Genomic DNA, 22,341 nt, shown 5'->3' on the forward strand with positions numbered 1-22,341 from the left:
ATGACAACGCAAAAACTGGTTGTAATCGGTAACGGTATGGCGCCGGGGCGGGCGCTGGAGCGGTTGCTGGAAAAGGCTCCAGACACTTACGAGATCACCATTTTCAACGCGGAACCCCGGGTCAATTACGACCGGATCATGCTCTCGCCGGTCCTGTCCGGTGAGAAAAGCTACAAGGACATCCTGATCCATGACGATGCCTGGTATGCCGAGCATGGCCTGACCCTGAAGAAAGGCTGCAAGGCGACCTCCATCGACCGGGAGAAGAAGCAGGTCACTGGTGCCGATGGCAGCGTCGTTGACTACGACAAGCTGCTGATCGCGACCGGCTCCTCTCCTTTCATCATTCCCATTCCGGGCAAGGATCTGGACGGGGTGCTGACCTATCGGGATCTCGATGATGTCGAGGCCATGCTGGAGGCCGCAAAGTCGGGCGGCTCGGCGGTTGTCATCGGCGGCGGCTTACTCGGCCTCGAAGCGGCCGCGGGCCTGAAAGAGCGCGGCATGGACGTCACCGTTCTGCACCTGATGCCGACCCTGATGGAGCGCCAGCTCGACACGGCGGCGGGATACCTGCTTGAACGTGCCATCGAGGCGCGCGGCATTAAGGTCCGTACCGGAGCGAACACGCACGAGATCATCGGTGAAGACCGTGTCGAGGGTGTGCGCCTGGATGACGGCACCGAACTTCCGGCGGACATTGTGGTCATGGCGGTGGGCATCCGGCCGAACGGCGATCTGGCGCGCGATGCAGGCCTTGAGGTCAATCGCGGCATTGTCGTCGACGATGCCATGCAGACTTCCGATCCGGACATCCTCGCGGTTGGCGAATGCGTCGAGCATCGCGGCACGGCCTACGGGCTGGTCGCGCCACTCTACGAGATGGCTGCGGTCGTGGCGGACCGGCTGCAGGATGGCAGCGCGACCTATACCGGCTCGGTCACTTCGACACGGCTCAAGGTCACCGGCATCGACCTGTTCTCCGCCGGCGACTTTGCAGAGGGCAAGGACCGCGAGGAAATTGTCCTGCGGGATGCCGCGAACGGTGTTTACAAGCGCCTGGTCATCCAGGAAGACAAGCTTATCGGCATCGTGCTTTACGGCGACACGAAAGACGGCGCCTGGTTCTTCCAGCTGATGCGCGAGGGCGCCTCCATCGAAGAGATGCGCGAGACGCTGATCTTTGGTCAGAACTATGCCGGAGGATCCCCGCTGGACCCTACGGCGGCCGTTGCAGCCTTGCCGGATGATGCGGAAATCTGTGGCTGTAACGGCGTTTGCAAATCTAAAATCGTGGGTGCCATCACAGAGCATGGCCTGACCTCGCTGGATGAGGTGCGGGCTCGCACCAAGGCGTCTGCCTCCTGCGGGTCCTGCACCGGGCTGGTCGAGCAATTGATGGCCTTCACGCTCGGGGACGGGTTTGTTCCGGATGCGGTGCAGCCGATGTGCGGATGCACCGATCTCAGCCATGACGATGTGCGCCGTCTGATCGTCGCCAAGGAGCTGAAATCGATCCCGGCGGCGATGCAGGAGCTGGAATGGAGAACTTCCTGCGGCTGCGCGAAATGCCGTCCGGCGCTGAACTTCTATCTCGTGGCGGACTGGCCGGGCGAGTACGAGGACGATTACCAGTCCCGCTACATCAATGAGCGGGTGCATGCGAACATCCAGAAGGATGGCACCTATTCCGTCGTCCCGCGGATGTGGGGCGGGATGACCAGCTCACAGGAACTCCGCGCCATCGCCGACGTGGTGGACAAGTTCGGCATTCCGTCCGTGAAGGTCACGGGCGGTCAGCGGATCGATTTGCTCGGAGTGCCGAAGGAAAATCTTCCGGCGGTCTGGGCGGATCTGAATGCCGCCGGAATGGTCTCCGGCCATGCCTATGCCAAGGGCCTGCGGACGGTGAAGACCTGCGTCGGTACCGACTGGTGCCGGTTCGGCACCCAGGATTCGACCGGTCTTGGCGTGAAGATCGAGAAGATGATGTGGGGCTCCTGGACACCACACAAGGTGAAGATGGCGGTCTCCGGCTGCCCCCGGAACTGTGCCGAGGCGACCTGCAAGGATATCGGCGTGATCTGCGTCGATTCCGGCTACGAGCTGCATGTCGGCGGCGCGGCGGGCATGCATATCAAAGGCACTGAAGTCATGTGCAGCGTGGAGACGGAAGCCGAGGCGCTGGAATATTGCGCCGCCGTCGTCCAGCTCTACCGCGAGCAGGGCCGTTATCTCGAACGCATCTACAAATGGATGGACCGGGTCGGTCTCGACGCGATCCGCGAGCAGGTCGTCGAGGACGAGGCGAAACGGACCGCGCTTTTCGAGAAATTCCTCTATTCGCAGCGCTTTGCCCAGAAAGATCCATGGGCAGAACGGGTTGCGGGCAAGGACGCGCATGAATTCGCACCGATGAACCGGATCGCCATGCGGGAGGCTGCGGAATGAACGAGATGAGCATTCCAGACACACAGCACTGGTTCACCATTGGTCGTCTGTCGGACATTCCGCGCCGGGGCGCGCGGCAGGTGCTTCTGCCGCGTGGTCCGATCGCGGTGTTCCGGACGCAGACGGATGAGGTCTATGCGATCGACGATAAATGTCCGCACAAGGGCGGGCCGCTCAGCCAGGGCATCGTGCATGACGGCGCCGTGACCTGCCCGCTGCATAATTGGGTGATCGATCTGCAGACAGGGGACGCCATGGGGGCCGATCAGGGCTGCGTGCGGACCTATGAAGTGCGCAAGGACGCCGACGGCCTCGTCTCCGTTTCGCTGTCGGGTGGTTCCGGGAAGGCGGAATGACGGAGACACCATCCGCGCCGGTCCGCACTACCTGTCCCTATTGCGGGGTCGGCTGCGGCGTCCTCGCCGAAACGGCGGCGGACGGCGCGGTGCGGATCTCGGGTGACCCTGATCACCCGGCGAATTTCGGCCGGCTGTGCTCCAAGGGCAGTGCTCTCGCCGAGACGGTCGACCTGGAAGGGCGTCTGCTGCATCCGAAGATCGGCGGCAGGGATAGTGGCTGGGGCGAAGCTCTCGATCTGGTGGCGAGCCGTTTTTCCGAGGCCATTGCCGAACATGGGCCGGACTCGGTGGCCTTCTATGTTTCGGGACAGCTCCTGACCGAGGATTATTACGTCGCCAACAAGTTGATGAAGGGCTTCATCGGCTCCGCCAACATCGACACCAATTCCCGGCTCTGCATGGCTTCGTCCGTCGCTGGTCACAAGCGGGCCTTCGGGGAGGATATCGTCCCCGGCACCTATGAGGATCTGGAGCAGGCGGATTTACTGATCCTGGTCGGCTCCAATCTGGCCTGGTGCCATCCGGTGCTTTTCCAGCGAGTCGTGGCCGCGCGGGAGCAGCGGCCGGACATGCGCATCGTCGCCATCGACCCGCGCCGTACGGTGACAGCCGATGCCGCCGACAGCCACTTGCCGGTGGAAGCGGATGGGGACGCTGCGCTGTTTAACGGATTGCTGCGTCATCTCTCCGAGACCGGTGCGCTCGACCGCTCTTATATCGCGCTGCATACGGCGGGTTTTGACGAAGCTGTTTCGGCGACGGCGGAATGGACGGTGGAGCGTGTCGCCGAAGCGACCGGCCTGTCCGAGGGAACGATCCAGGCTTTCTACGCGGCCTATGCCGGGACGGAGCGTGTTGTCACGGTCTATAGCCAGGGCGTGAACCAGTCCGCCTCCGGGACCGACAAGGTGAACGCGATCATCAATTGCCATCTGGCGACGGGCCGGATTGGCCGCCCGGGCATGGGGCCGTTCTCCGTCACAGGACAGCCGAACGCGATGGGTGGGCGCGAGGTCGGCGGACTCGCCAACCAACTTGCTGCCCATATGGATCTGGGTGATCCGGTTGCCCGTGACACTGTCGGCAGCTTCTGGAGCAGCGATAGCCTGCCGCACGGTCAGGGCCTGAAGGCTGTCGATCTGTTTGATGCGGTTGCCGATGGGCGGATCAAGGCGCTCTGGGTCATGGCAACGAACCCGGCCGACAGCCTGCCGAATGCGGACCTGGTCACACGGGCGCTGGAGATTTGCCCGTTCGTGGTGGTCAGCGATGTGATCGAGAAGACCGATACGACCCGCTATGCGGATGTGCTGCTTCCGGCGACGGCCTGGGGCGAAAAAGACGGGACCGTGACCAATTCGGAGCGCCGGGTCTCCCGTCAGCGCGCCTTTCTGAAAGCACCGGGGGAGACAAAGGCTGATTGGTGGATCGTCTCCGAAGTTGCGCGGCGGATGGGATTTGCCGAGGCTTTCCCCTATCAGTCTCCGGCGGATATTTATCGTGAGCATGCCCGGCTTTCCGACTATCGGAACGAAGGCGCACGGATCTTTTCGCTCGCCGCCCATGCCGATATCGAAGCGGCTGAATTTGATGAGATGTTACCGTTCCAGTGGCCGCTTGCAGGCACTGAAAAGCGACAGGATGAGAAGCGCCTGTTTTCCGCTGGCGGGTTTCCCACGGTGGATGGACGGGCGAAGCTTATACCGGTCACGGCGCCAGCCAAGCGTGCACGGGAGCCGGGTCTTTTCAGGCTGAATACCGGCCGCGTCCGCGATCATTGGCACACCATGACGCGCACCGGAAAGTCTGCCCGGCTGTCGCAGCATATCGCCGAGCCCTTCCTCGAAATTCACCTCCGGGACGCCGACGCGCTCGGTCTGGACGCAGCCGGGCTTGCCCGTGTGGAATCCGGTTTTGGAACTGCGACCCTTCGGGTGCTGCATTCCGACCGGGTGGCTCCGGGCACCGTTTTCGTGCCGATGCACTGGACAGCCCAGTTTTCGAGCGCGGGCCGGATCGGCACCGTGATCAAGCCTGACACCGACCCGGTATCCGGCCAACCTGCGCTGAAAGGCTCGTTTGCCCGGATCTCCGCAGTGACCCCCAAATGGTTTGGCTTCGCTGTTCTGCGGGAACGCCCGCAGGCGGTTCCAGACGGTTACTGGGCGCTGGCGACGGCGCCGGGTGGATGGCGCCTTGAACTTGCGGGGGATACAAACCCCCGGGACTGGCCGGCCTATACCCGTGCGCTGTTCGGCATGGGGGCGGGCCAGGAGCTGCTTTCTTTCCTGGATGAAAGCAGTGGATATCACCGGTTCGCGGCTTTCGAGAATGACAGGCTGATCGGCGCGCTGTTCGTCGGGCCGGAACCGGTCGCGGCCTCCCGGAATTGGGCGGCCGGTCTTCTCGAAGCGGATTTCAGCCGTCCCCAGGACCGGCTCCTGACGCTCGCTGGACGGCCCGGGGCGGGAGAAGTCGAGGAAGGCTCAATCATCTGTTCCTGCTTCAGTGTCGGCATCAACCGGATTGCGGGCGCTGTCGCGGAAGGACGTGCGTCGACCGTTGACGAGATTGGCGCTGTGCTCTCAGCCGGTAGCAATTGCGGGTCATGCCGGGGTGAAATTCAGAGGGTCATCGATAATGCAAGACATCAGAAAGCCGGTTGAACGCCGCCCGGCGCGGCTGGAACCTTTGTCGGTTTTGCCTGTCTTCTGCACACTTGAAGGCAAGCCGGTGCTGGTGGCGGGCGGCACGGACGCTGCCGCCTGGAAAGCAGAGCTGCTGGCCGCCTCCGGCGCCATGGTTACTGTCTTTGCCGAAGATGTCTCCGAAGAGATGCAGGATCTGCTGGGCGGCGGAGCCGCTTCCGGTGAAATCATGAGAACCGGGCGCGACTGGTGCGAAGCCGATCTCGACGGCATGGCATTCGCTATCTGCGATGCAGGGTCAAATGCAGAAGCGGCCCGCTTCCATGCGGCGGCTCGTGCGGCAGGTGTCATAGTCAATGTGATCGACAAGCCCGACTATTGTCAGGTCCAGTTCGGCTCCATCGTCAATCGCTCTCCTGTGGTCGTCGGCATTTCGACCAGCGGTGCGGCGCCCATCCTCGGCCAGGCCGTGCGCCGCCGGATCGAAACGGTTCTGCCACGTGCGCTGACTGCATGGGCCGCTCTTGCCGAACGTGTCCGCGACGAGGTGATGGCTCGGTGCACGCCGGGTGCCGGGCGCCGCGCGTTCTGGGAGTGGTTTGTCGATCACGCATTCTCAGGGACGGTGCCGGACCGGATGTCCGGCAATGCCTCCGGGTTCGTTTCCCGCCTGATTGGTGCCGGTAAAGAGGCACGTCAGGGCCAGGTCACACTGGTCGGTGCCGGTCCCGGCGCGGCGGATCTGATGACCGTCAAGGCTGTCCGTGTCCTGCAATCGGCGGACGTCATTCTGTTCGACGACCTGGTGTCGGATGAGGTGCTTGAGCTGGCCCGGCGCGAGGCAAAGCGCATGTTGGTCGGTAAACGCGGCGGACGAGACTCCTGCCGTCAGGAAGATATCAACGCGCTGATGGTGAAGCTGGCGGGGCAGGGCAAGCACGTGGTGCGTCTGAAGTCCGGCGATCCGATGATTTTTGGGCGCGCGGGCGAGGAAATCGCGGAGCTGGAGGGTGCCGGCATTCCGGTGACGGTTGTGCCGGGCGTGACTGCTGGCGTGGCCATGGCCTCGGCGTTCGCGACGTCTCTGACGCATCGTGACCGGGCGCAATCGGTTCGCTTTGTCACCGGTCATTCACGGGATGGCGGTCTGCCGGAGACACTCGACTGGAAGGGCCTCGCCGACCCGGCAACGACGACGCTGTTTTACATGGGGGGCCGCATGGGTGGACGAATCTCGTCCCGCCTCCTGGACGCTGGCCTGCCGGGAGAAACACCGGTCGCCGTGGCGCGGGATATCAGTCGGCCTGCTGAGCTGTGCTGGTTCGGTACTCTGTCGGCGCTTGGGAACGGGATAGACAAGATCGGATTTGATCGTCCGGTGCTGATTGGTGTGGGGGCGGTCTTTGCCGATGCGGCTGCGCGCGCCGCCGTTGCCAGAGAGAGCGGTGGAGAGCGGGGGGGCGTTAGGGTTTCAGCCTGATTTCTACCGGCCAGGCCTGCTTAAGGATCGTTGCCGTCAAACGGTGTAATCGGGCAGTTCGGCGCTATCGTGCTGAACGTTTCGTCGAGATCTATCCTGATGTGCGCCGACAGCACCTGGTCTAATCCGCCTCCGTCTGCCGATAGCGGAAGGTCCAGACCGAGGACCTTGATGTGATCGCGTCCGTGTTGCGTAAGAAGGCCGCCGGCAATGCCGATGAACGGCGCCTTCGACATCGCTTCGAAATAGCGCCGTTCAGTCTCCCAGCTCTCGGGGCTTTCCGACTGTTTCCCGAGAGTCTCCCCGGTGTAATCGACGCCCCACCAATCGGCGAGCGTGGTGCCCCAGAGCGTGAAACGGATGTCGATCGGATCACGCTTGATCTTGGCGATGAATATGCGGCCGAGCCAAGCCTCGAAATCATTGATTTCGAATGCCTTGCGCGGAGGCAAGCCGCCTCCGTCCGGTCGCCGCTGTTGCCAGGTTTCAACCAGATTGGCGAATGGTCCGAAACTCTGGGAGCGTGCATCGAGAGGGCAACACCCGTACGACCAGCCGGAGGCAAGCGCGGGCACCTGCGGCCATCTGCCGAGCGGCGATGTTGCTCTAAATTGGGAGTTGCCTTGATGTATCAAAGGTTATCCTTGTGATCGGCCCTGATGCCTGTCTGACGAGATAGTCCCCAAATCGTACCAGACAATGAACTTTAGTCAGAAAACAGCTCCCCCGTCAGCAGCTTGATTTTCCGAACTGTGGAGTAAGCTCCCGTTATGAGTCTCCACGCTGCGTTTCCAGGCAGGATGAGGCGCTGATGGCCGCATCGGAAGACGGGATTCATGATGCAGCCTGCTCGACCCTCTACCGGCACGGCTCGGCCCGGGATGCAAGGCGATCCGGAGCCATCGCAAGCGGGTTGAGCACGGGATCTGATCCGGTCTCTAGTAACGTCAGGCTTAAAGGGGACGATTTTGATTATGGATTATTGTGCCTATCTGGATGCGGAGGTTCTTGGTTTCATTGACCGGATGAACGGGTTCTATCCACCGGAATCCCTGAATCTTCCGATGGCGGAGAACCGCAGGATCTATGATCATATGTCCGAGGTTTTCCGGGAGGCGTCGCCGGAGAATGTAACGTCGCGGAACTTGTCGCTCGACGGCCCTGATGGAGCGCTGCCGGCCCGGCTTTACCAGCGGGAGGACCCGGACGACCGTGCCGTCATTCTGTACTTCCATGGTGGCGGCTTTGTTCTCGGCGGCCTGGAAAGTCACGACGATATTTGCGCGGAAACAAGCGCGCGTACCGGGTTTCAGGTGCTTGCGGTAGATTACCGGCTTGCGCCCGAGCATGCCCACCCAGCTGCTTTCGAGGATGCCTGCATTGCTTTCGAGTGGATAAGCCGGACCGTCGGCAAGCCGGTTGTGCTGATGGGAGAGTCAGCCGGCGGCAATCTGGCCGCCTGCCTCGCGCATCATGCTCGCAGCTTGCCGCGCCCGCCGATAGGGCAGGTGCTTGTCTATCCTTCTCTGTGCGGTCCCGGAAATGGCGGCAGTCGTGTCACGCACGCCCATGCGCCATTGTTGGCGGAGGCGGATCTCGATGTCTATCTCCGGCTGCGCACCAACGATAATCCGGACTATTCCGACCCGAGGCTCGTTCCCTACGCCGATCCGGACTTTTTGGGACTGCCGCCGACAATTGTCTTCACGGCGGAATGCGATCCCCTGTCGTCGGACGGCGATTTCTATTGTGCCCGAATCCGGGATGAGGGCGGGCAAGCCGAGTGGGTCGAGGAAAAGGGCCTCGTCCATGGATACTTTCGTGGACGCACGCAATCTGCTCGCGCCCGCGCCTCTTTCGAGCGAGTGATGGGAGCGATCATTGGGATGCTACCGGATATGGCGGACTGAGAATCATACCCTGACAGGGTAGTAGATTCTCTCCGGAGTAAAGCGCTTGCCGTTGCCGGGCACGTGGTGATTTGTATAGTGTTCAGAATCACGAAACGAAACCTTATAGAGGAAGCGACCATGAAACGATTTCTACCGTTGTTGTGTGCGGCGGTAATGTCGACGACAGCTGCTCATGCGCAAGACGCCGTCAAAATCGGAATGCTGCAGGGCTTTACGGGCCCAACGGAATCACTGGTCAAGCCGATGGCGCTTGGTGGTGAAATGGCCATCCAGGAAGTGTCCGACAGTGGCGCATTCCTCGGCGGTAAGAAGGTTGTGTCCGTCCGTGGCGACAGCACTTGCGTCGATGCGGCTGCAGCGACGGCTGCTGCCGATCGCCTGATCACGTCCGAGGGGGTTGCTGGTATCGTCGGCGCGACCTGTTCCGGCGCGACCACTGCGGTCCTCAACAATGTCGCCCGCCCGAACGGCATGGTGATGATTTCCCCGTCGGCTACTTCGCCGGCTTTGAGCACCATTGAGGATGATGGTCTCTTTTTCCGCACCGCTCCGTCCGACGCCCGTCAGGGCCAGATCATCGGCAGTGTTCTTGTCGCGCAGGGCATCAAGTCTGCTGCTCTGACCTACACCAACAATGATTACGGTAAGGGCTTGGCTGACTCGATCCAGTCCGCTTTCGAAGCCAAGGGCGGCAAGATCACCGCCGTTGCCGCGCACGAAGACGGCAAAGCCGATTACTCCGCTGAAGTCGCAACGCTCGCGGCCGCTGGCGGCGATATCCTGATTGTTGCAGGTTATCTCGACCAAGGCGGCAAGGGCATGATCCAGGCTGCTCTCGACACCGGTGCCTTCGACCGGTTCGTCCTGCCCGACGGCATGGTCGGTGAAGCGCTGACCGATCATTTCGGCGCCGATCTCGACGGTTCCATCGGCACCAATCCGGGCACCGATAGCCCGGGCGCGGCGCTGCTGGCAAAGCTGGCCGAAGGCAAAGGCTTCAAGGGCGACGATCCGTATGTTCCGGAAGCTTATGACGCGTCCGCCATTCTTCTGCTGGCCATGCAATCCGCAGGCAGCACCGATCCGGCAGCCTACAAGAGCCATATCGAGAAGGTGTCGAATGCTCCCGGCGAGAAGATCTTCCCGGGTGAACTCGCGAAAGCACTCAAGATTCTTGCCGATGGCGGCGACATCGACTATGTCGGCGGCACCGCGCTTGAGTTGATCGCGCCGGGCGAGTCCGCGGGCAGCTTCCGCGAGACCACGGTTGCTGACGGTAAATGGAAAACCGTCGGTTATCACTGATCGGTCAGGCAGAGACTTTATTGGGAAACGGTCGGGCGTCAGCCTGACCGTTTCGCCTATATGGACTGAAAAATGATCCGAGTTGAAAACGTCACCAAGCGATTTGGTGGCATCCACGCCGTCAACGGCGTGTCGCTGGAAATCCAGCAAGGCTCCATCACCGGGCTTATCGGTCCGAACGGGGCAGGGAAGACGACGCTCTTCAACATCATCGCCGGCGCTTTTCCGCCTACGTCGGGGAAGATTTTTCTCGACGGTGAGGATGTGACCGAACTGGAGCCGCACGAGCTGTTCCACAAGGGACTGCTGCGTACCTTCCAGATCGCTCACGAGTTTTCCAGCCTGACCGTGCTGGAGAACCTGATGGTGGTCCCGGGCGACCAGTCCGGTGAGGATTTGCGGCATGCCTGGTTCAATTTCGCCGCGGTGCGCGAGACCGAGCAAAAGGTCCGCGAGCGCGCCCGCGACGTAATCGAATTCCTGGAAATCCAGCATCTCGAAAATGAGCTGGCCGGTAATCTTTCCGGTGGTCAGAAGAAGCTGCTCGAACTCGGCCGCACCATGATGGTCGATGCCAAGATCGTGTTTCTTGACGAGGTTGGCGCTGGCGTGAACCGCACGCTGCTGCAAACCATCTCACGCTCGATCCAGCGTCTGAACAAGGAGCGCGGCTACACTTTCTGCCTGATCGAGCATGATATGGATTTCATCGCTCGGCTTTGCGATCCGGTCATCGTCATGGCTGAGGGCAAGCTGCTCACGGAAGGCACCGTCGATCAGGTGATGAACAACGAAGAAGTTATCGAGGCCTATCTCGGGACCGGCCGCAAACACAAGCGGGTGTCGGAACAATGAGTTTTCTTTCCGCAACCGGCATGACCGGCGGCTATGGCGGGGCCGATATCCTGACAGACTGTGAATTGCGCGTGGAACGCGGCGAAGTCGCCGTCGTTGTCGGCCCGAACGGGGCTGGCAAGTCGACAGCGATGAAGGCGGTGTTCGGCATGTTGAACCTGCGCGAGGGCAGCGTTGTCTTCGACGGGGAAGATATTACCTCCATGGCCCCGCAGGAGCGGGTGCGTCACGGCATGGGGTTCGTGCCGCAGAACCGGAATGTTTTCGTCTCGCTCACCGTCGAGGAAAACCTCGAAATGGGCGCCTTCATCCGCGAGGACGACATTTCGGAGTCCAAGGAGCAGGTATTCTCCCTGTTCCCGATTCTGGCCGAGAAGCGCAATCAGCCGGCGGGCGAGCTTTCCGGTGGACAGCGCCAGCAGGTCGCGGTCGGCCGCGCGCTGATGACCAAACCCAAACTGCTGATGCTGGATGAGCCGACGGCCGGTGTCTCACCGATAGTGATGGACGAGTTGTTCGACAAGATCGTCGAGATCGCGCGCACAGGTATAGCCATTCTGATGGTCGAGCAGAACGCACGCCAGGCGCTGGAGATCGCCGATCACGGCTTTGTCCTCGTGCAGGGCACCAACCGCTTCACCGATACCGGCGAGGCCCTTCTGGCGAACGAGGAAGTTCGCCGTTCTTTCCTCGGGGGCTGAGATGGATATCGCCAACGCATTCGCTCTGCTCAGCAATTTCGTCCTCGTCCCGGCGCTCGCCTATGGCGCCCAGCTCGCGCTCGGTGCGCTCGGGGTCACGATCATTTTCGGCATCCTGCGCTTCGCCAATTTTGCGCATGGCGAGATGATGTCCTTTGGCGCCATGGCGGCGATCCTCGCCACCTGGTTCCTGCAATCGCAAGGGGTCAGTATCGCGCCATTGCCAACGGCACTTCTGGCTCTTCCGATCGGCATTCTCGCCGCCATTGGCATGGCGTGTCTGACGGATCGTTTCGTCTTCCGCTTCTACCGCCGCAAGCGGTCGAACCCGATCGTTTTCGCCATCGTGTCGGTGGGCGTCATGTTCGTGATGGCGGGGCTGATCCGTATCATCATCGGCCCGGACGACCAGAGTTTCGCGGACGGCGCCCGGTTCCTGGTCACCGTCCGGGAATTCAAGGCGGCCACCGGCCTTGATCAGGGCATTGCCATCAAGCAAAGCCAGGTGATCACCGTGGTGGTCGCGCTGATCGTCGTCGCCTTCCTGTTCTGGTTCCTGCAAAGGACGCGTTGGGGCAAGGCCATGCGGGCATATTCCGATGATGAGGATCTGGCGCTGCTCTCCGGTATCGATCCGGAGAAGGTGGTTCTGATTGCCTGGATCATTGCGGCCGCCCTCGCGGCCATTGCCGGCACGCTTTACGGTCTCGACAAGACCTACAAGCCTTTCATCTTCCTGCAGATCCTGCTGCCGATTTTCGCCGCGACCATTCTGGGTGGTATCGGCCAGCCGGTGGGGGCGGTGCTTGGGGGCTTCATCATCGCTTTCTCGGAAGTGATGGTGACCTATGCCTTCAAGCGCTTCCTGGCCTATCTCGGCCCGGGCGGCTGGGTACCGGACGGGCTCGTCCAGCTGCTTTCCACCGATTACAAATTCGCGGTGTCCTTCGTCATCCTGGTGGCTGTTCTGCTGGTCAGACCGACGGGCATCATTCGAGGAAAAGTCATATGACGAAGAAGGTCGCCCTTTATTACAGCCTGATGGGCCTGGTACTGATCGCAGTCGGCTTTTTCCAGAGCTGGAACGTTGCGTTCGGCATTCTGAATCTGTGTCTGATCTCGGCGATCATGGCGCTCGGCGTGAACATGCAGTGGGGTTATGCCGGCCTGTTCAATGTCGGCATCATGGGCTTCACCGCTCTTGGCGCGCTTGCCGCCGTGCTGATTTCCATGGCGCCTGTGCAGGAGGCGTGGGAGGTCGCGGGCGGTGACCTTTTCCTGTCGTTGTTGTCTCTTGTGGGAACCGTCGTCGCCATCATGCTCGCCCGTCGTGCCGTTCCACGGGGATTACGCCCATATGTGGTGGTTCTTCTGCTTATCCCCGGTTATTTCCTGACGATGCATTTCTTTGGTCCGGCGACGGAGCGGATCGAAGCGATTGATCCCGCACTGACCGGTTATCTCGGAGGCCTCGGCTTGCCGGTCCTGCTGGCATGGCCTGTCGGCGGTCTTGTGGCGGCCGGCGCGGGCTGGCTGATCGGGAAGATTTCTCTCGGCCTGCGCGCAGATTATCTGGCGATCGCAACCCTCGGCATTTCAGAGATCATCATCGCCATTATCAAATATGAGGAATGGCTCTCGCGCGGGGTGAAAAACGTGACCGGCATTCCGCGCCCAGTGCCCTACGAGGTGGATCTTGTCGAGGCGGACTGGTTCATCTCCTTCGCCTCCTCGCTTGGGGTGAGCGACACGTCGGAAGCAGCCGGTGTGTTCGTGAAGATCTGTTATGCCCTGCTCTTCATTGCCGTTCTGGCCATCATCATGTGGCTGGCCGAGCGGGCCTTGCAATCGCCCTGGGGACGGATGATGCGGGCGATCCGCGACAACCGGGACGCGGCGGCGGCCATGGGCAAGGATGTGAAGGCCCGGCATCTGCAGGTCTTCGTGCTCGGCTGCGCCGTCTGCGGTGTTGCCGGTGCCATGCTGGCGACCCTCGACGGCCAGTTGACGCCGACCAGCTATATTCCGCTGCGGTACACCTTCCTGATCTGGGTGATGGTGATCCTGGGTGGGTCCGGCAACAACTGGGGCGCGGTGCTCGGCGGGTTCGTGATCTGGTTCCTGTGGATCCAGGCGGAGCCGCTTGGAAGCTGGGTCATGAACGTCCTGACCGCACCGATGCCGGAAGGGTCTGCCCTGGCAGAGCATCTCGTCGCCGGTTCCGTCTATATGCGCTACCTGCTGATGGGCGCGATTTTGTTGCTGGTCATGCGCTTTGCGCCGAAAGGCCTGATTCCCGAGAAGTAGGAACGCCGGGGCGGATCACCGCCCAATCAGATCTCAAAGAGCGGAGGCCTTGCGCCTCCGCTCTGTCGTTTGAGGGGTGGAGATCTGTCAGTCCCAGGGCGTCTCAGCCGCGACATTGCGGCCGGCGATCCGGCCGAAGCCGAGGCATTCACCGATATTGCCGGTGCCCTGATAGAGATAACTGTAGATCGAGCCGAGTTCCCCCGCACTGTAGAGGCGCGGGATCTTTTCACCGTTCGGGCGCAGGATTTCCGACCGCTCGTTCCGCCGCGGCCCGCCCTGGGTGTTGATCATCGAGGGGGAAAGCTCAATGGCGTAATACGGGCCTTCGGAGAACGGCGACAGCATCAGCTTGCGGCCGTATTCCGGGTCTTCGCCGTTACCCGCCCCGGCATTCCAGCGGGCGATGGTGTCTTCCAGCGCGGCGGCATCGACGCCGATGATCCCGGCAAGCTCCGCAATGCTCTCCGCCTTCCTGATCCAGCCCTTTTCCAGCTCGGCTGAATTGTCCGCGCTCCAGTCATAGCGATCCATCATCGCCGTCCAGCCCCGGTTCGGCTCCTTGTTGTAGAGCGGGCCGGCTGCCATCAGCGGCTGGTCGAAGATCATGAACATCGGGCAGGGCACCTGCAGTGCCTTCCAGACACCGTTCACCGGGACCTTGCCGTGCCGGGTCTTGAACTTCTCGTCGCCGAAGCGCTTGCCGTCCGGGCCGACGACGATCATGCCGCCGGGAAACTCCTTGGAGAAATGCAGCGGCTGCATCGACAGGGTGGCCGGGAATTCCGGCACTTTCAGAGCCATTGAGGGACCGGCGAAATTATTCATGTGCCAGAGATCCGCGCCGACCGCCTGGGCCATCGGGATGCCGTCGCCCTCATTGTAGGGGCTGCCTGACGGATAGCAGTAGGGCACGCCTGTCAGGTAGGTGCGGATCAGGTCCTGGTTGTTCTCGAACCCGCCGCAGGTCAGCACCACGCCCTTGCGGGCTTTGATCAGGATGCTCTTGCCGTCATGCTCTGCCCGGACGCCGAGGATTTCCTTCGTCTCCGGGTGCTGGATCAACTCGCGGCCCGGCGTCTCATAGAGGATCGGGATGTCGCGCTCCAGCACGAAGCTCTCGAACCGATCCCAGGTCAGCCCGTAGCCGAGCTTCGGGCCGTCATGGAACTTGTGGGAGCTTTGCGCGCCGGGCAGTTCCGGAAACTCGATGCCCGCCGGCGGATGCTGGTGTTCCTGAGGATCGCCGCCGAGCCCGGCCAGCCACTCGTTATTGACGGCCATCTCGTCGGCCCAGACGCGGATCATCTCTTCCGGCACCTTGTAGGGGCCGCAGAGCGCGGTGAGATAGGTGATGGCCTCATCTTTGGAAGAGACGTTGAGATAGCCCTGGGCCGCGACCCGCGTGTTGCCGCCATGCAGACCTTTCGGAGCCTTTTCCAGGATCATGACCTTGGATCCGAGATCGTAGGCCGATACCGCTGCCGCGACACCGGCGCCGCCGAATCCGACGATGACGACGTCGGTTTCCTTATCCCAGTGACCAGGGTCCCAGTTATCAGGGATCATTGCTGCGTTTCCTCATTCGTTTCTTGATTTGATAGGGCGCGGTCAATTCAGTGTCCGGGGCGCATGATGCCTCCGAGAACAGACCTGTCAGCAGCCTTCGAGTAATCAGCCTCCGGATAACAGGTGCGGCAGGAACAGGCAGAGCCCCGGCAGCAGAAGCAGGATGACAATCCGGACGATCTCGATGCCAAAGAACGGCATCACACCGGCGAAGATTTCTCCCATCCGGATGCCGCGCGCCATCGTCGCGATGATGAAGACATTGAGCCCGACGGGGGGCGTTATCAGGCCCAATTCGACCACGACCAGCGCGACAATGCCGAACCAGATTTTCAGATCCTCGAGGCCGAGTCCGTAGGCGGCTGTGGCGGCGGTCGCGTAGTCGCCGCCATTGACCTCTACTAGGGCTGGCCAGAAGAACGGCACCACGACCAGGATCATGGCCAGTGAGTCCATGAAGCAGCCAAGCACGATGAGCATCATCAGCAACAGGACCATCAACACCCACGGATCGACGCCACTGTCCGTCGCCCAGCTCGCCATCGCCGCCGGCAATCCGGCGCGGGCAAAGAAGCCTTTCAGGACCTCGGCGCCGAACAGGATGAAATAGATCATGCCGCTGGTAACGGCCGTATCGAGGACGGAGGACTTGATGCCCGTGAGAGACAGCCCGGCATCTTTGCTCTTGAAACGGAGCGCGAGACCATAGAGCAGGATTGCCATCGCGCCAACTGCGGCGGCCGGTGTCGGGGTGAACAGGCCGATCCCGAGACCGAGAATGATGGAGCCGAAAATCAAAACGACGGGTACGAGGCGGAGCAGGGCGCGCCGCTTTTCAGGCGGCGTCATGACGGCGACTTCCGGAGCCAGGTCCGGCTTCAGGCGAACCATTACCGCGATCACCAGGATGAAGAAGAGCACCGCAAGTAGGCCGGGAATGATCGCCGCCTGGAACATCTGGATGATCGAGGCCTCGACGATGATGGCGTAGATCACCAGAGCGACGGAGGGCGGGATCAGGATGCCGAGCGTTCCACCAGCGGCCAGGGTTCCCGTCGCAAGTTTCGGCGCGTAACGCAGCCGTTCGAGTTCCGGCAGGGCCACACGGCCCATCGTCGAGGCAGTCGCCAGTGACGAGCCGCAGACCGCGCCGAAACCGGCGCAGGCGCCGATTGCCGCCATGGCGACGCCGCCACGGAAATGGCCGACCAGCGCGTTGAAGCCCTGAAAAAGATCGCGGCTCAGTTTCGAGTGGCTGGCGAGATAGCCCATCAGGATGAAGAGCGGCACGACGGAAAGGGAATAATTGGCGACCGTGCCCCAGAGCAAGGTCTTGAACTGGGCCAGATAAGGCTCGAACCGGAGGTAGGGCGCGATGATCGAGAGGGCGAAATTACCGCCGACCCCGACCATGATCATGGCCAGACCGACGGGAACCCGGAAGACAAGAAGCACAAAGAGGATGGCAAAGCCGATCAGGCCGATTGTTTCGCGATCAAACATCTTCGAACCCCTTGATGGCCTGAAATCCGGCCGTCAGGGCCCACAAGAACAAGGAAATGATACCGGGAACATAGAAGGGCCATTCAGACCAGCCCAGAACCGGCGATAAGGCGTTGTCCGAGATGGTTTCCAGCATTCCGAGGATCATCCAGTAGAACAGCGACAATGCCAGAAGTGTGATGATGACGAGCCAGAGACGGTCAAGAAATCGGACGAAGGCTGCCGGAAAGGAGGAGGCGAAGAGATCGACCACCACATGGCCGCGGCGCAGCTGGCAATAGGGAAAGAACATCAGGGCGGCGCAGGAAATGGCGAGACGCACGAAGTCCTCGTATCCAGGCAGGCCGGATATATTCGCCGAGAACATGCGGGCAATACGATCGAGGCCGAAGGCTCCGACATTGACCGATGTAACGATCATGATTGCAAAAACCAGCGCTCCCCCCAGAAGGGCCCACTGGGAGACCAGCCGCTCGATCAGTTTCACCGCGCAATTCTCCAGAATGCCGGCGGGACGCCCTTGGCGTCCCGCCGGTCAAGTACGGAAAGGTCTATCAGTTGGAATGGCTGGCGACGGACGCTTTCGCGGCCTTGACCAGAGCATTCGCATCGATGCCGACTTTGCCGGCTTCCTCAACCCATTTCGCCGTGACGGCACCGCCCAGCTTGGCAAAGGCGTCGGTTGCGGCCTGGTCGAGTTCCTTCACCGGCGAGCCGGTCTTCTTCTGAAGCATCTGACCCGGTGCCTCGATCTCGTCCCAGAGCGTGCCTGCCTGCTCGGCGATGGCCATGCCGGAATTCGCATCGATGATTGCCTTGAGGTCCGCCGGGAGGCTCTCATAGCGGTCCTTGTTCATGGCGAACAGGAAGACAGAGGTGCCGAAGCGGCTGCCATTGGCACCGACCACGGAGCACTTGGTCAGCTCGTGCACCTTGAAGGGCGGAACGATCTCGAACGGGATCAGGGCTCCGTCAACGACGCCTTTCGAGAGCGCCTGCGGCAGGGCCGGTACCGGCATGCCGACAGGTTCGGCGCCCCAGGCAGAAATCATCCAGCCACCGGTCCGCGAAGGTGTCCGGAGCTTCATGCCTTTGAGGTCCTGAACGCCATCGATACAGCCGTTCACGAGGTGGATCGCCTGTCCCGCATGTACGTGAACGAGCAGTGGTTTGATGTCCTTGAAGTCATCCGCGACCAGGCCGAAATTGTCCTGAATGGCCAGGGTCGTCGCCTTGGCGGAACCGCCATGGACGCCCGGCAGCTCGAAAACCTCGGCCCGCGGGAAGACGCCTGGCGTATAGCCGGTCAGGGTCCAGACGATGTCGGCCGCGCCGTCGCGAAGCTGGCGATAGAGTTCCGGCGGTTTGCCGCCGAGTGTCATGGACGGGAAGATCTCGATTTTGATGCGTCCGTTCGACTCTGCCTCGATTTTTCGCGCCCACGGCTCAAGGAATTTGGCGTGTGGCGGGGCTTTCGGGCTGAGGAAATGGGACATTGTCAGTGTTACTTCGGCAGCTTGCGCCACGACCGAAGTGGAGAGCAGGGCCGCCGCTGCAATGGCGGTCTTTACGATATTGAGTTTCATTGTCACCTCCCAGATGAACTACCGGATAAGGACCGGTTTGGAATTCGCTCTTAAGTGAACCGTGCGATTTTCCGACGTTTCTATAATTATTCTAAATTTCGGTCCGTCGTTATAAAAATCCGGTCAATCTCCAATAAATTCCGGTCATTCGGAGCCAGCCCGCTGACTCTTTCACCCACCGGAAAGTATCAGCGAAAAACCGATCGCCGAAATTCAAACCTTGCACAGCCTATTCAAAAATCGAATATGGCGGGGAGCCAGAACCCTTTGCCGGGCGCGGAGAACGAGAGCTTTCCAGCAAGGTTCCCGGTTGCGGAAATACCCAAAACCGACACCGCAAATGCCTTCGGGGAGGTTATCCGAGCGGCCATGGCAAACGAACCATGTCTTGCAGCAGGCCGGGCGGAAAATCCCTGTTGAGGGAATAGGCCATGACGCAGATCAGCAGGATCCCCGCTCCACTGAGAAGGAGAACCCGAGGCCATTTGAGCCGGGCCCGGATAGCGAGGAACGCCACAAGGAAGATTGCAAGCGCCAGTATGAAGCCGAACAGACTGGACAGCACCAGAAGGCCGGCGAACCAGGCAAGCGTGCCCCAGAGCCCGGCGCCGGTGTGATCTTCGTTTCCGGCCGCCTCCCTGTCTGCGAATACGGCATCGGTCTCCGGCGAACGCATCATCTGGATGAGCAGCAGTAGGCAGCAGACCAGCGTGATGGACGAGATGGTCAGCGGGAAGATCTTGTCGCTGATCAGGTCGATGCTGAGCGCGTCGACCCAGGCGACGGCAAGATAGGCGATGACGGCCAGCAGGAAGACCATCGGTGCCCGTTTTTTACCGGTCTTGACGGCGCCTTCGGGCAGGATTTGCTTCGCCTGTCGAATGCCAATTACGACGGAAAGCACGGTGAGCGCGAGGATGGCCAGCACGATCGGCGAGGCGATATAGCTGAAGCCCTGTTCCAGCCCGACCCGGAATTTTGCCCCGGCCACCTGGTTGGCCATGTTGGTGAAGTTCTCTGTCTGATGAGAGAGCACGAAGCCGATAAGGAAGGCCGGTCGCGACCAGTCGAACCGGCGCAGCAGAATGCCGAGCAGGCCAACGGCGAACAGGCTGACGAGGTCTCCCAGATCCTGGCGGGACTGGAAGGCCGCGAAGGCGATCATCATGAACAGAAAAGGGGCGAGCAAGGTGAAGCGGATCGTGGTCAGCCGGGCGATGGTGCCGGACAGCATGATGCAGAGCCCGGCGCCGATGACATTCGCCAGGGCGAGCGACCACATGATCGTATAGGTGATGTCGAGCTCGTACTGGATCAGCTGCGGGCCGGCGTCGTAGCCGAGCAGACCGAGGCCGCCGAGGAAGATGGCCATCGAGCCACTGCCGGGAATGCCGAAGATAATGGTCGGCACCAGCCCGCCGCCTTCCTTGGCGTTGTTCGAGGATTCCGGGCCGATCACGCCGCGGATATCGCCGGAACCGAATTTGGATTTGTCCTTGGAAGACTGGACGGTGTGACCGTAGGCGATCCAGTCGACGACAGAGCCACCAAGCCCCGGAATGATGCCGACGATCACGCCGATCACGGAACAGCGCACTGACAGCCAGATGTTCTTCCACCAGTCGCGCACGCCGGCGGCCCATCCGGCGCCAAGGCTATCCGATCCGGCAATTGGCCGGTCGTGCCGCAGCAGGCCGATGATTTCGGGTATGGCGAAGGTGCCAAGGCCAACAATGACCAGGCTCAGGCCATCGATCAGATATGGCACATCGTAGGTCGACATCCTTAGGCTTCCGCCCGCCCCCGCTTCGCCGATGGTGCCGACCATCAGGCCGAGCCCGGCCGCGGCAATGCCTTTCAGCGGCACGCGCCCCGCAAGCGTTGCCACGACCGACAGGCCGAGAACGGTGATCATCAGCATTTCGGGCAGGCCGAACGCGAGAACGATGGGGCGCGCGACGAGGATAAAGACTGTCAGCACGGCGGCGCCAAGCAACCCGCCAAACAGCGAGGAGGCAAAAGCCGCCGAGAGGGCCCGGGCTGCCTCGCCTTTCTTGGCGAGCGGAAAGCCGTCCAGCACTGTCGCCTGGCTGGCGGAGGAGCCGGGAATTCCCATCAGGACACTGGCGAAAGTGTCCGAGGTCGGGATCACAGCGATCAACCCGACCATCAGGGCGAGTCCGGAGACCGGATCCATGCCGAAGATGAACGGCAAGACCATGGACAGCCCGGCGATGCCGCCGAGCCCCGGGAAAACGCCGACGGACAGGCCGAGCACAACGCCTAGGATCAGAAAGCCGATCTGCTCCGGATGCAGAATCAGAGCAAAGGCGTCCCCGAGAGCGGGCAGTGCCGTCGAAATCAGGTCCATGTTCAAGTCCCTGGAGAAATAAGGTTGAAGCGCCCCCGGACGCATTGGTCCGGGGGCGCTTCCATAAGCCTGATCAGTTCAGCTTCACGCCGTAGCGTTCATTCAACCAGCTCTTCACGAAGGCTTTCGCTTTCGGGTCGACCTGGGTGCCGAGCTTCAGTGTCGCTTCCGCCTGCTTCCCTGTCAGCTGCGGATAGATCCCGAGACGGGCTTCCGACAGCTTCTTGAAGTCAGGACGGGCAATCACTGCCTCGAAGGCTTTCTGATAGGTGTCGAGGGCTTCCTGCGGAGCGCCCTGCGGCAGGAACACCATCTTCTGGGCCGGGAAGCCGGCAATGAAGAAGGCTTTCCAGGCTTCCCAGGCATCGCCGGAGGTTTCGCATACTGCCGTCGCCGCACAGACTTCCTTGAAGGTCGGCATGTCCGGGAAGGTCGGGTCGCGGACGATGTCGCCATTGGCGTCGAGGACGCCCCAGCTCATCATCGGCACGGCCTTGCCGTCCTCGACCAGCGGCACCACGGCTTTCAGATAGGCCGGGGATGTCTGGTAGTCGATATTGGCTTCGCCGCGCTCGAACATCAGCCGTCCGGCGCCGCGGCCCTTGATGCCGAATACCGGCTCCACTTTCATGCCGAGCATTTCCCAGGCCAGCAGCGGCACCAAATCGAGCCGTGTCGCACCCTGGGAGCCCCAGATGAAATTGATGTCCTTCAGGTCGTCCGCATCGCCGTCGAATTTCTTGGCAATATCCGGCGGCAGATAGGCAACGCCGCCGACGCCTGAGGCGAGCACGACGTTCCAGTCGTTATAGTCATAGCGAACGCGCGGATCGTCGAGCATATAGGGAAACTGTGTCGAGCCCGAAGAACCGAAGATCGTGGTTCCGTCCTCGTATCTCTGTTTCTGGAACCAGTTCGCGCCCTTCGTAGAGCCGGCGCCGGGCATGTATTTGACGGCCACGGTCGGCTTGCCCGGCAGGGCTTCGCTCAGCAGTGGCGCGTAGAAGTTTGCCCATTTCGCGGAGCCGCCCGACTCCGAGAAGGGGATCACGAAATTGACGGTTTTTCCGCTGAGATCAAGGTCGGCGGCGTCGGCCGCTTGCCCTTGCGTGAAGGCGCCGAGTGTTGCGACGGCCGCACCCGCGGCAATAATTCGCAACTGTGTTTTCCAAGCCATCAATCTTCCTCCCTGAATTTTTGTATACAATTTGTCGCGGCAAATTTCCGCATCCGATGACTCCGCTTCTTCGACAGGAGTTCATCCGCTATCACGCGATGCGGCACTCATTGACG

General features: G+C 61.5%; 17 protein-coding genes. 10 read left to right on the plus strand and 7 right to left on the minus strand.

What is annotated here, in order from left to right; genetic code table 11:
* Genes nirB through cysG form a run of 4 tightly spaced genes read left to right on the plus strand, consistent with a single transcriptional unit; the run spans position 1 to position 6,938 of the window.
* Positions 1–2,451: a nitrite reductase large subunit NirB gene (nirB, locus tag VOI22_RS20115; protein ID WP_323798235.1), complete on the plus strand. Its 2,451-nt coding sequence runs from the start codon at positions 1–3 to the stop codon at positions 2,449–2,451.
* Complete coding sequence (gene nirD / locus VOI22_RS20120) at positions 2,448–2,807, plus strand: nitrite reductase small subunit NirD (protein ID WP_323798236.1); 360 nt, start codon at positions 2,448–2,450, stop codon at positions 2,805–2,807. The genes nirB and nirD overlap by 4 nt, the downstream gene beginning before the upstream one ends.
* The gene (locus tag VOI22_RS20125; protein WP_323798237.1) at positions 2,804–5,476 is read left to right on the plus strand and encodes a molybdopterin-dependent oxidoreductase; all 2,673 of its coding nucleotides are present in this window, start codon (positions 2,804–2,806) and stop codon (positions 5,474–5,476) included. Before nirD ends, VOI22_RS20125 begins: the two co-directional genes overlap by 4 nt.
* Complete coding sequence (cysG, locus tag VOI22_RS20130; RefSeq protein WP_323798238.1) at positions 5,451–6,938, plus strand: siroheme synthase CysG; 1,488 nt, start codon at positions 5,451–5,453, stop codon at positions 6,936–6,938. Before VOI22_RS20125 ends, cysG begins: the two co-directional genes overlap by 26 nt.
* Positions 6,939–6,958: 20 nt before the next feature.
* On the opposite strand, the gene VOI22_RS20135 is transcribed toward cysG, so the two are convergent.
* Positions 6,959–7,513 (minus strand): PAS domain-containing protein, encoded by a 555-nt coding sequence (locus VOI22_RS20135; RefSeq protein ID WP_323798239.1) that lies wholly within the window; start codon positions 7,511–7,513, stop codon positions 6,959–6,961.
* A gap of 399 nt (positions 7,514–7,912) precedes the next feature.
* On the opposite strand from VOI22_RS20135, the gene VOI22_RS20140 reads away from it, so the two are divergent.
* From VOI22_RS20140 to VOI22_RS20165, 6 genes are all read left to right on the plus strand, one after another.
* Positions 7,913–8,848, plus strand: a complete 936-nt coding sequence (locus tag VOI22_RS20140; protein ID WP_323798240.1) for an alpha/beta hydrolase — start codon at positions 7,913–7,915, stop codon at positions 8,846–8,848.
* A 120-nt stretch (positions 8,849–8,968) separates the two neighbouring features.
* Positions 8,969–10,156 (plus strand): ABC transporter substrate-binding protein, encoded by a 1,188-nt coding sequence (locus VOI22_RS20145; RefSeq protein WP_193173865.1) that lies wholly within the window; start codon positions 8,969–8,971, stop codon positions 10,154–10,156.
* A 72-nt stretch (positions 10,157–10,228) separates the two neighbouring features.
* Entirely contained in the window at positions 10,229–11,011 is a 783-nt protein-coding gene (locus VOI22_RS20150) for an ABC transporter ATP-binding protein (protein ID WP_323798241.1), read from the plus strand.
* Positions 11,008–11,712, plus strand: a complete 705-nt coding sequence (locus tag VOI22_RS20155) for an ABC transporter ATP-binding protein (protein ID WP_323798242.1) — start codon at positions 11,008–11,010, stop codon at positions 11,710–11,712. Before VOI22_RS20150 ends, VOI22_RS20155 begins: the two co-directional genes overlap by 4 nt.
* 1 nt (position 11,713) lies before the next feature.
* Entirely contained in the window at positions 11,714–12,724 is a 1,011-nt protein-coding gene (locus VOI22_RS20160; protein ID WP_323798243.1) for a branched-chain amino acid ABC transporter permease, read from the plus strand.
* Positions 12,721–14,019: a branched-chain amino acid ABC transporter permease gene (locus tag VOI22_RS20165; RefSeq protein ID WP_323798244.1), complete on the plus strand. Its 1,299-nt coding sequence runs from the start codon at positions 12,721–12,723 to the stop codon at positions 14,017–14,019. The genes VOI22_RS20160 and VOI22_RS20165 overlap by 4 nt, the downstream gene beginning before the upstream one ends.
* A gap of 87 nt (positions 14,020–14,106) precedes the next feature.
* Here VOI22_RS20165 and VOI22_RS20170 read toward each other — a convergent pair whose 3' ends face one another.
* The 6 genes from VOI22_RS20170 to VOI22_RS20195 form a co-directional block, all read right to left on the minus strand.
* Entirely contained in the window at positions 14,107–15,588 is a 1,482-nt protein-coding gene (locus VOI22_RS20170; RefSeq protein WP_323798245.1) for an FAD-binding protein, read from the minus strand.
* Between the two features lie 105 nt (positions 15,589–15,693).
* Positions 15,694–17,091 carry a TRAP transporter large permease gene (locus VOI22_RS20175; RefSeq protein WP_323798246.1) on the minus strand — a complete coding sequence of 466 codons (1,398 nt, stop codon included), beginning with the start codon at positions 17,089–17,091 and terminating at the stop codon, positions 15,694–15,696.
* On the minus strand, positions 17,084–17,578 hold the full coding sequence (locus VOI22_RS20180; RefSeq protein WP_323798247.1) for a TRAP transporter small permease: 495 nt from the start codon (positions 17,576–17,578) through the stop codon (positions 17,084–17,086). The genes VOI22_RS20175 and VOI22_RS20180 overlap by 8 nt, the downstream gene beginning before the upstream one ends.
* Before the next feature lie 67 nt (positions 17,579–17,645).
* Complete coding sequence (locus VOI22_RS20185) at positions 17,646–18,677, minus strand: TRAP transporter substrate-binding protein (RefSeq protein WP_323798248.1); 1,032 nt, start codon at positions 18,675–18,677, stop codon at positions 17,646–17,648.
* A gap of 355 nt (positions 18,678–19,032) precedes the next feature.
* Positions 19,033–21,048 carry a tripartite tricarboxylate transporter permease gene (locus VOI22_RS20190; protein WP_323798249.1) on the minus strand — a complete coding sequence of 672 codons (2,016 nt, stop codon included), beginning with the start codon at positions 21,046–21,048 and terminating at the stop codon, positions 19,033–19,035.
* Between the two features lie 73 nt (positions 21,049–21,121).
* On the minus strand, positions 21,122–22,225 hold the full coding sequence (locus tag VOI22_RS20195; protein WP_323798250.1) for a tricarboxylate transporter: 1,104 nt from the start codon (positions 22,223–22,225) through the stop codon (positions 21,122–21,124).
* Positions 22,226–22,341 lie beyond the last annotated feature (116 nt).

The organism is Nisaea sp. (assembly GCF_034670185.1).
Classification (GTDB): Bacteria; Pseudomonadota; Alphaproteobacteria; order Thalassobaculales; family Thalassobaculaceae; genus Nisaea.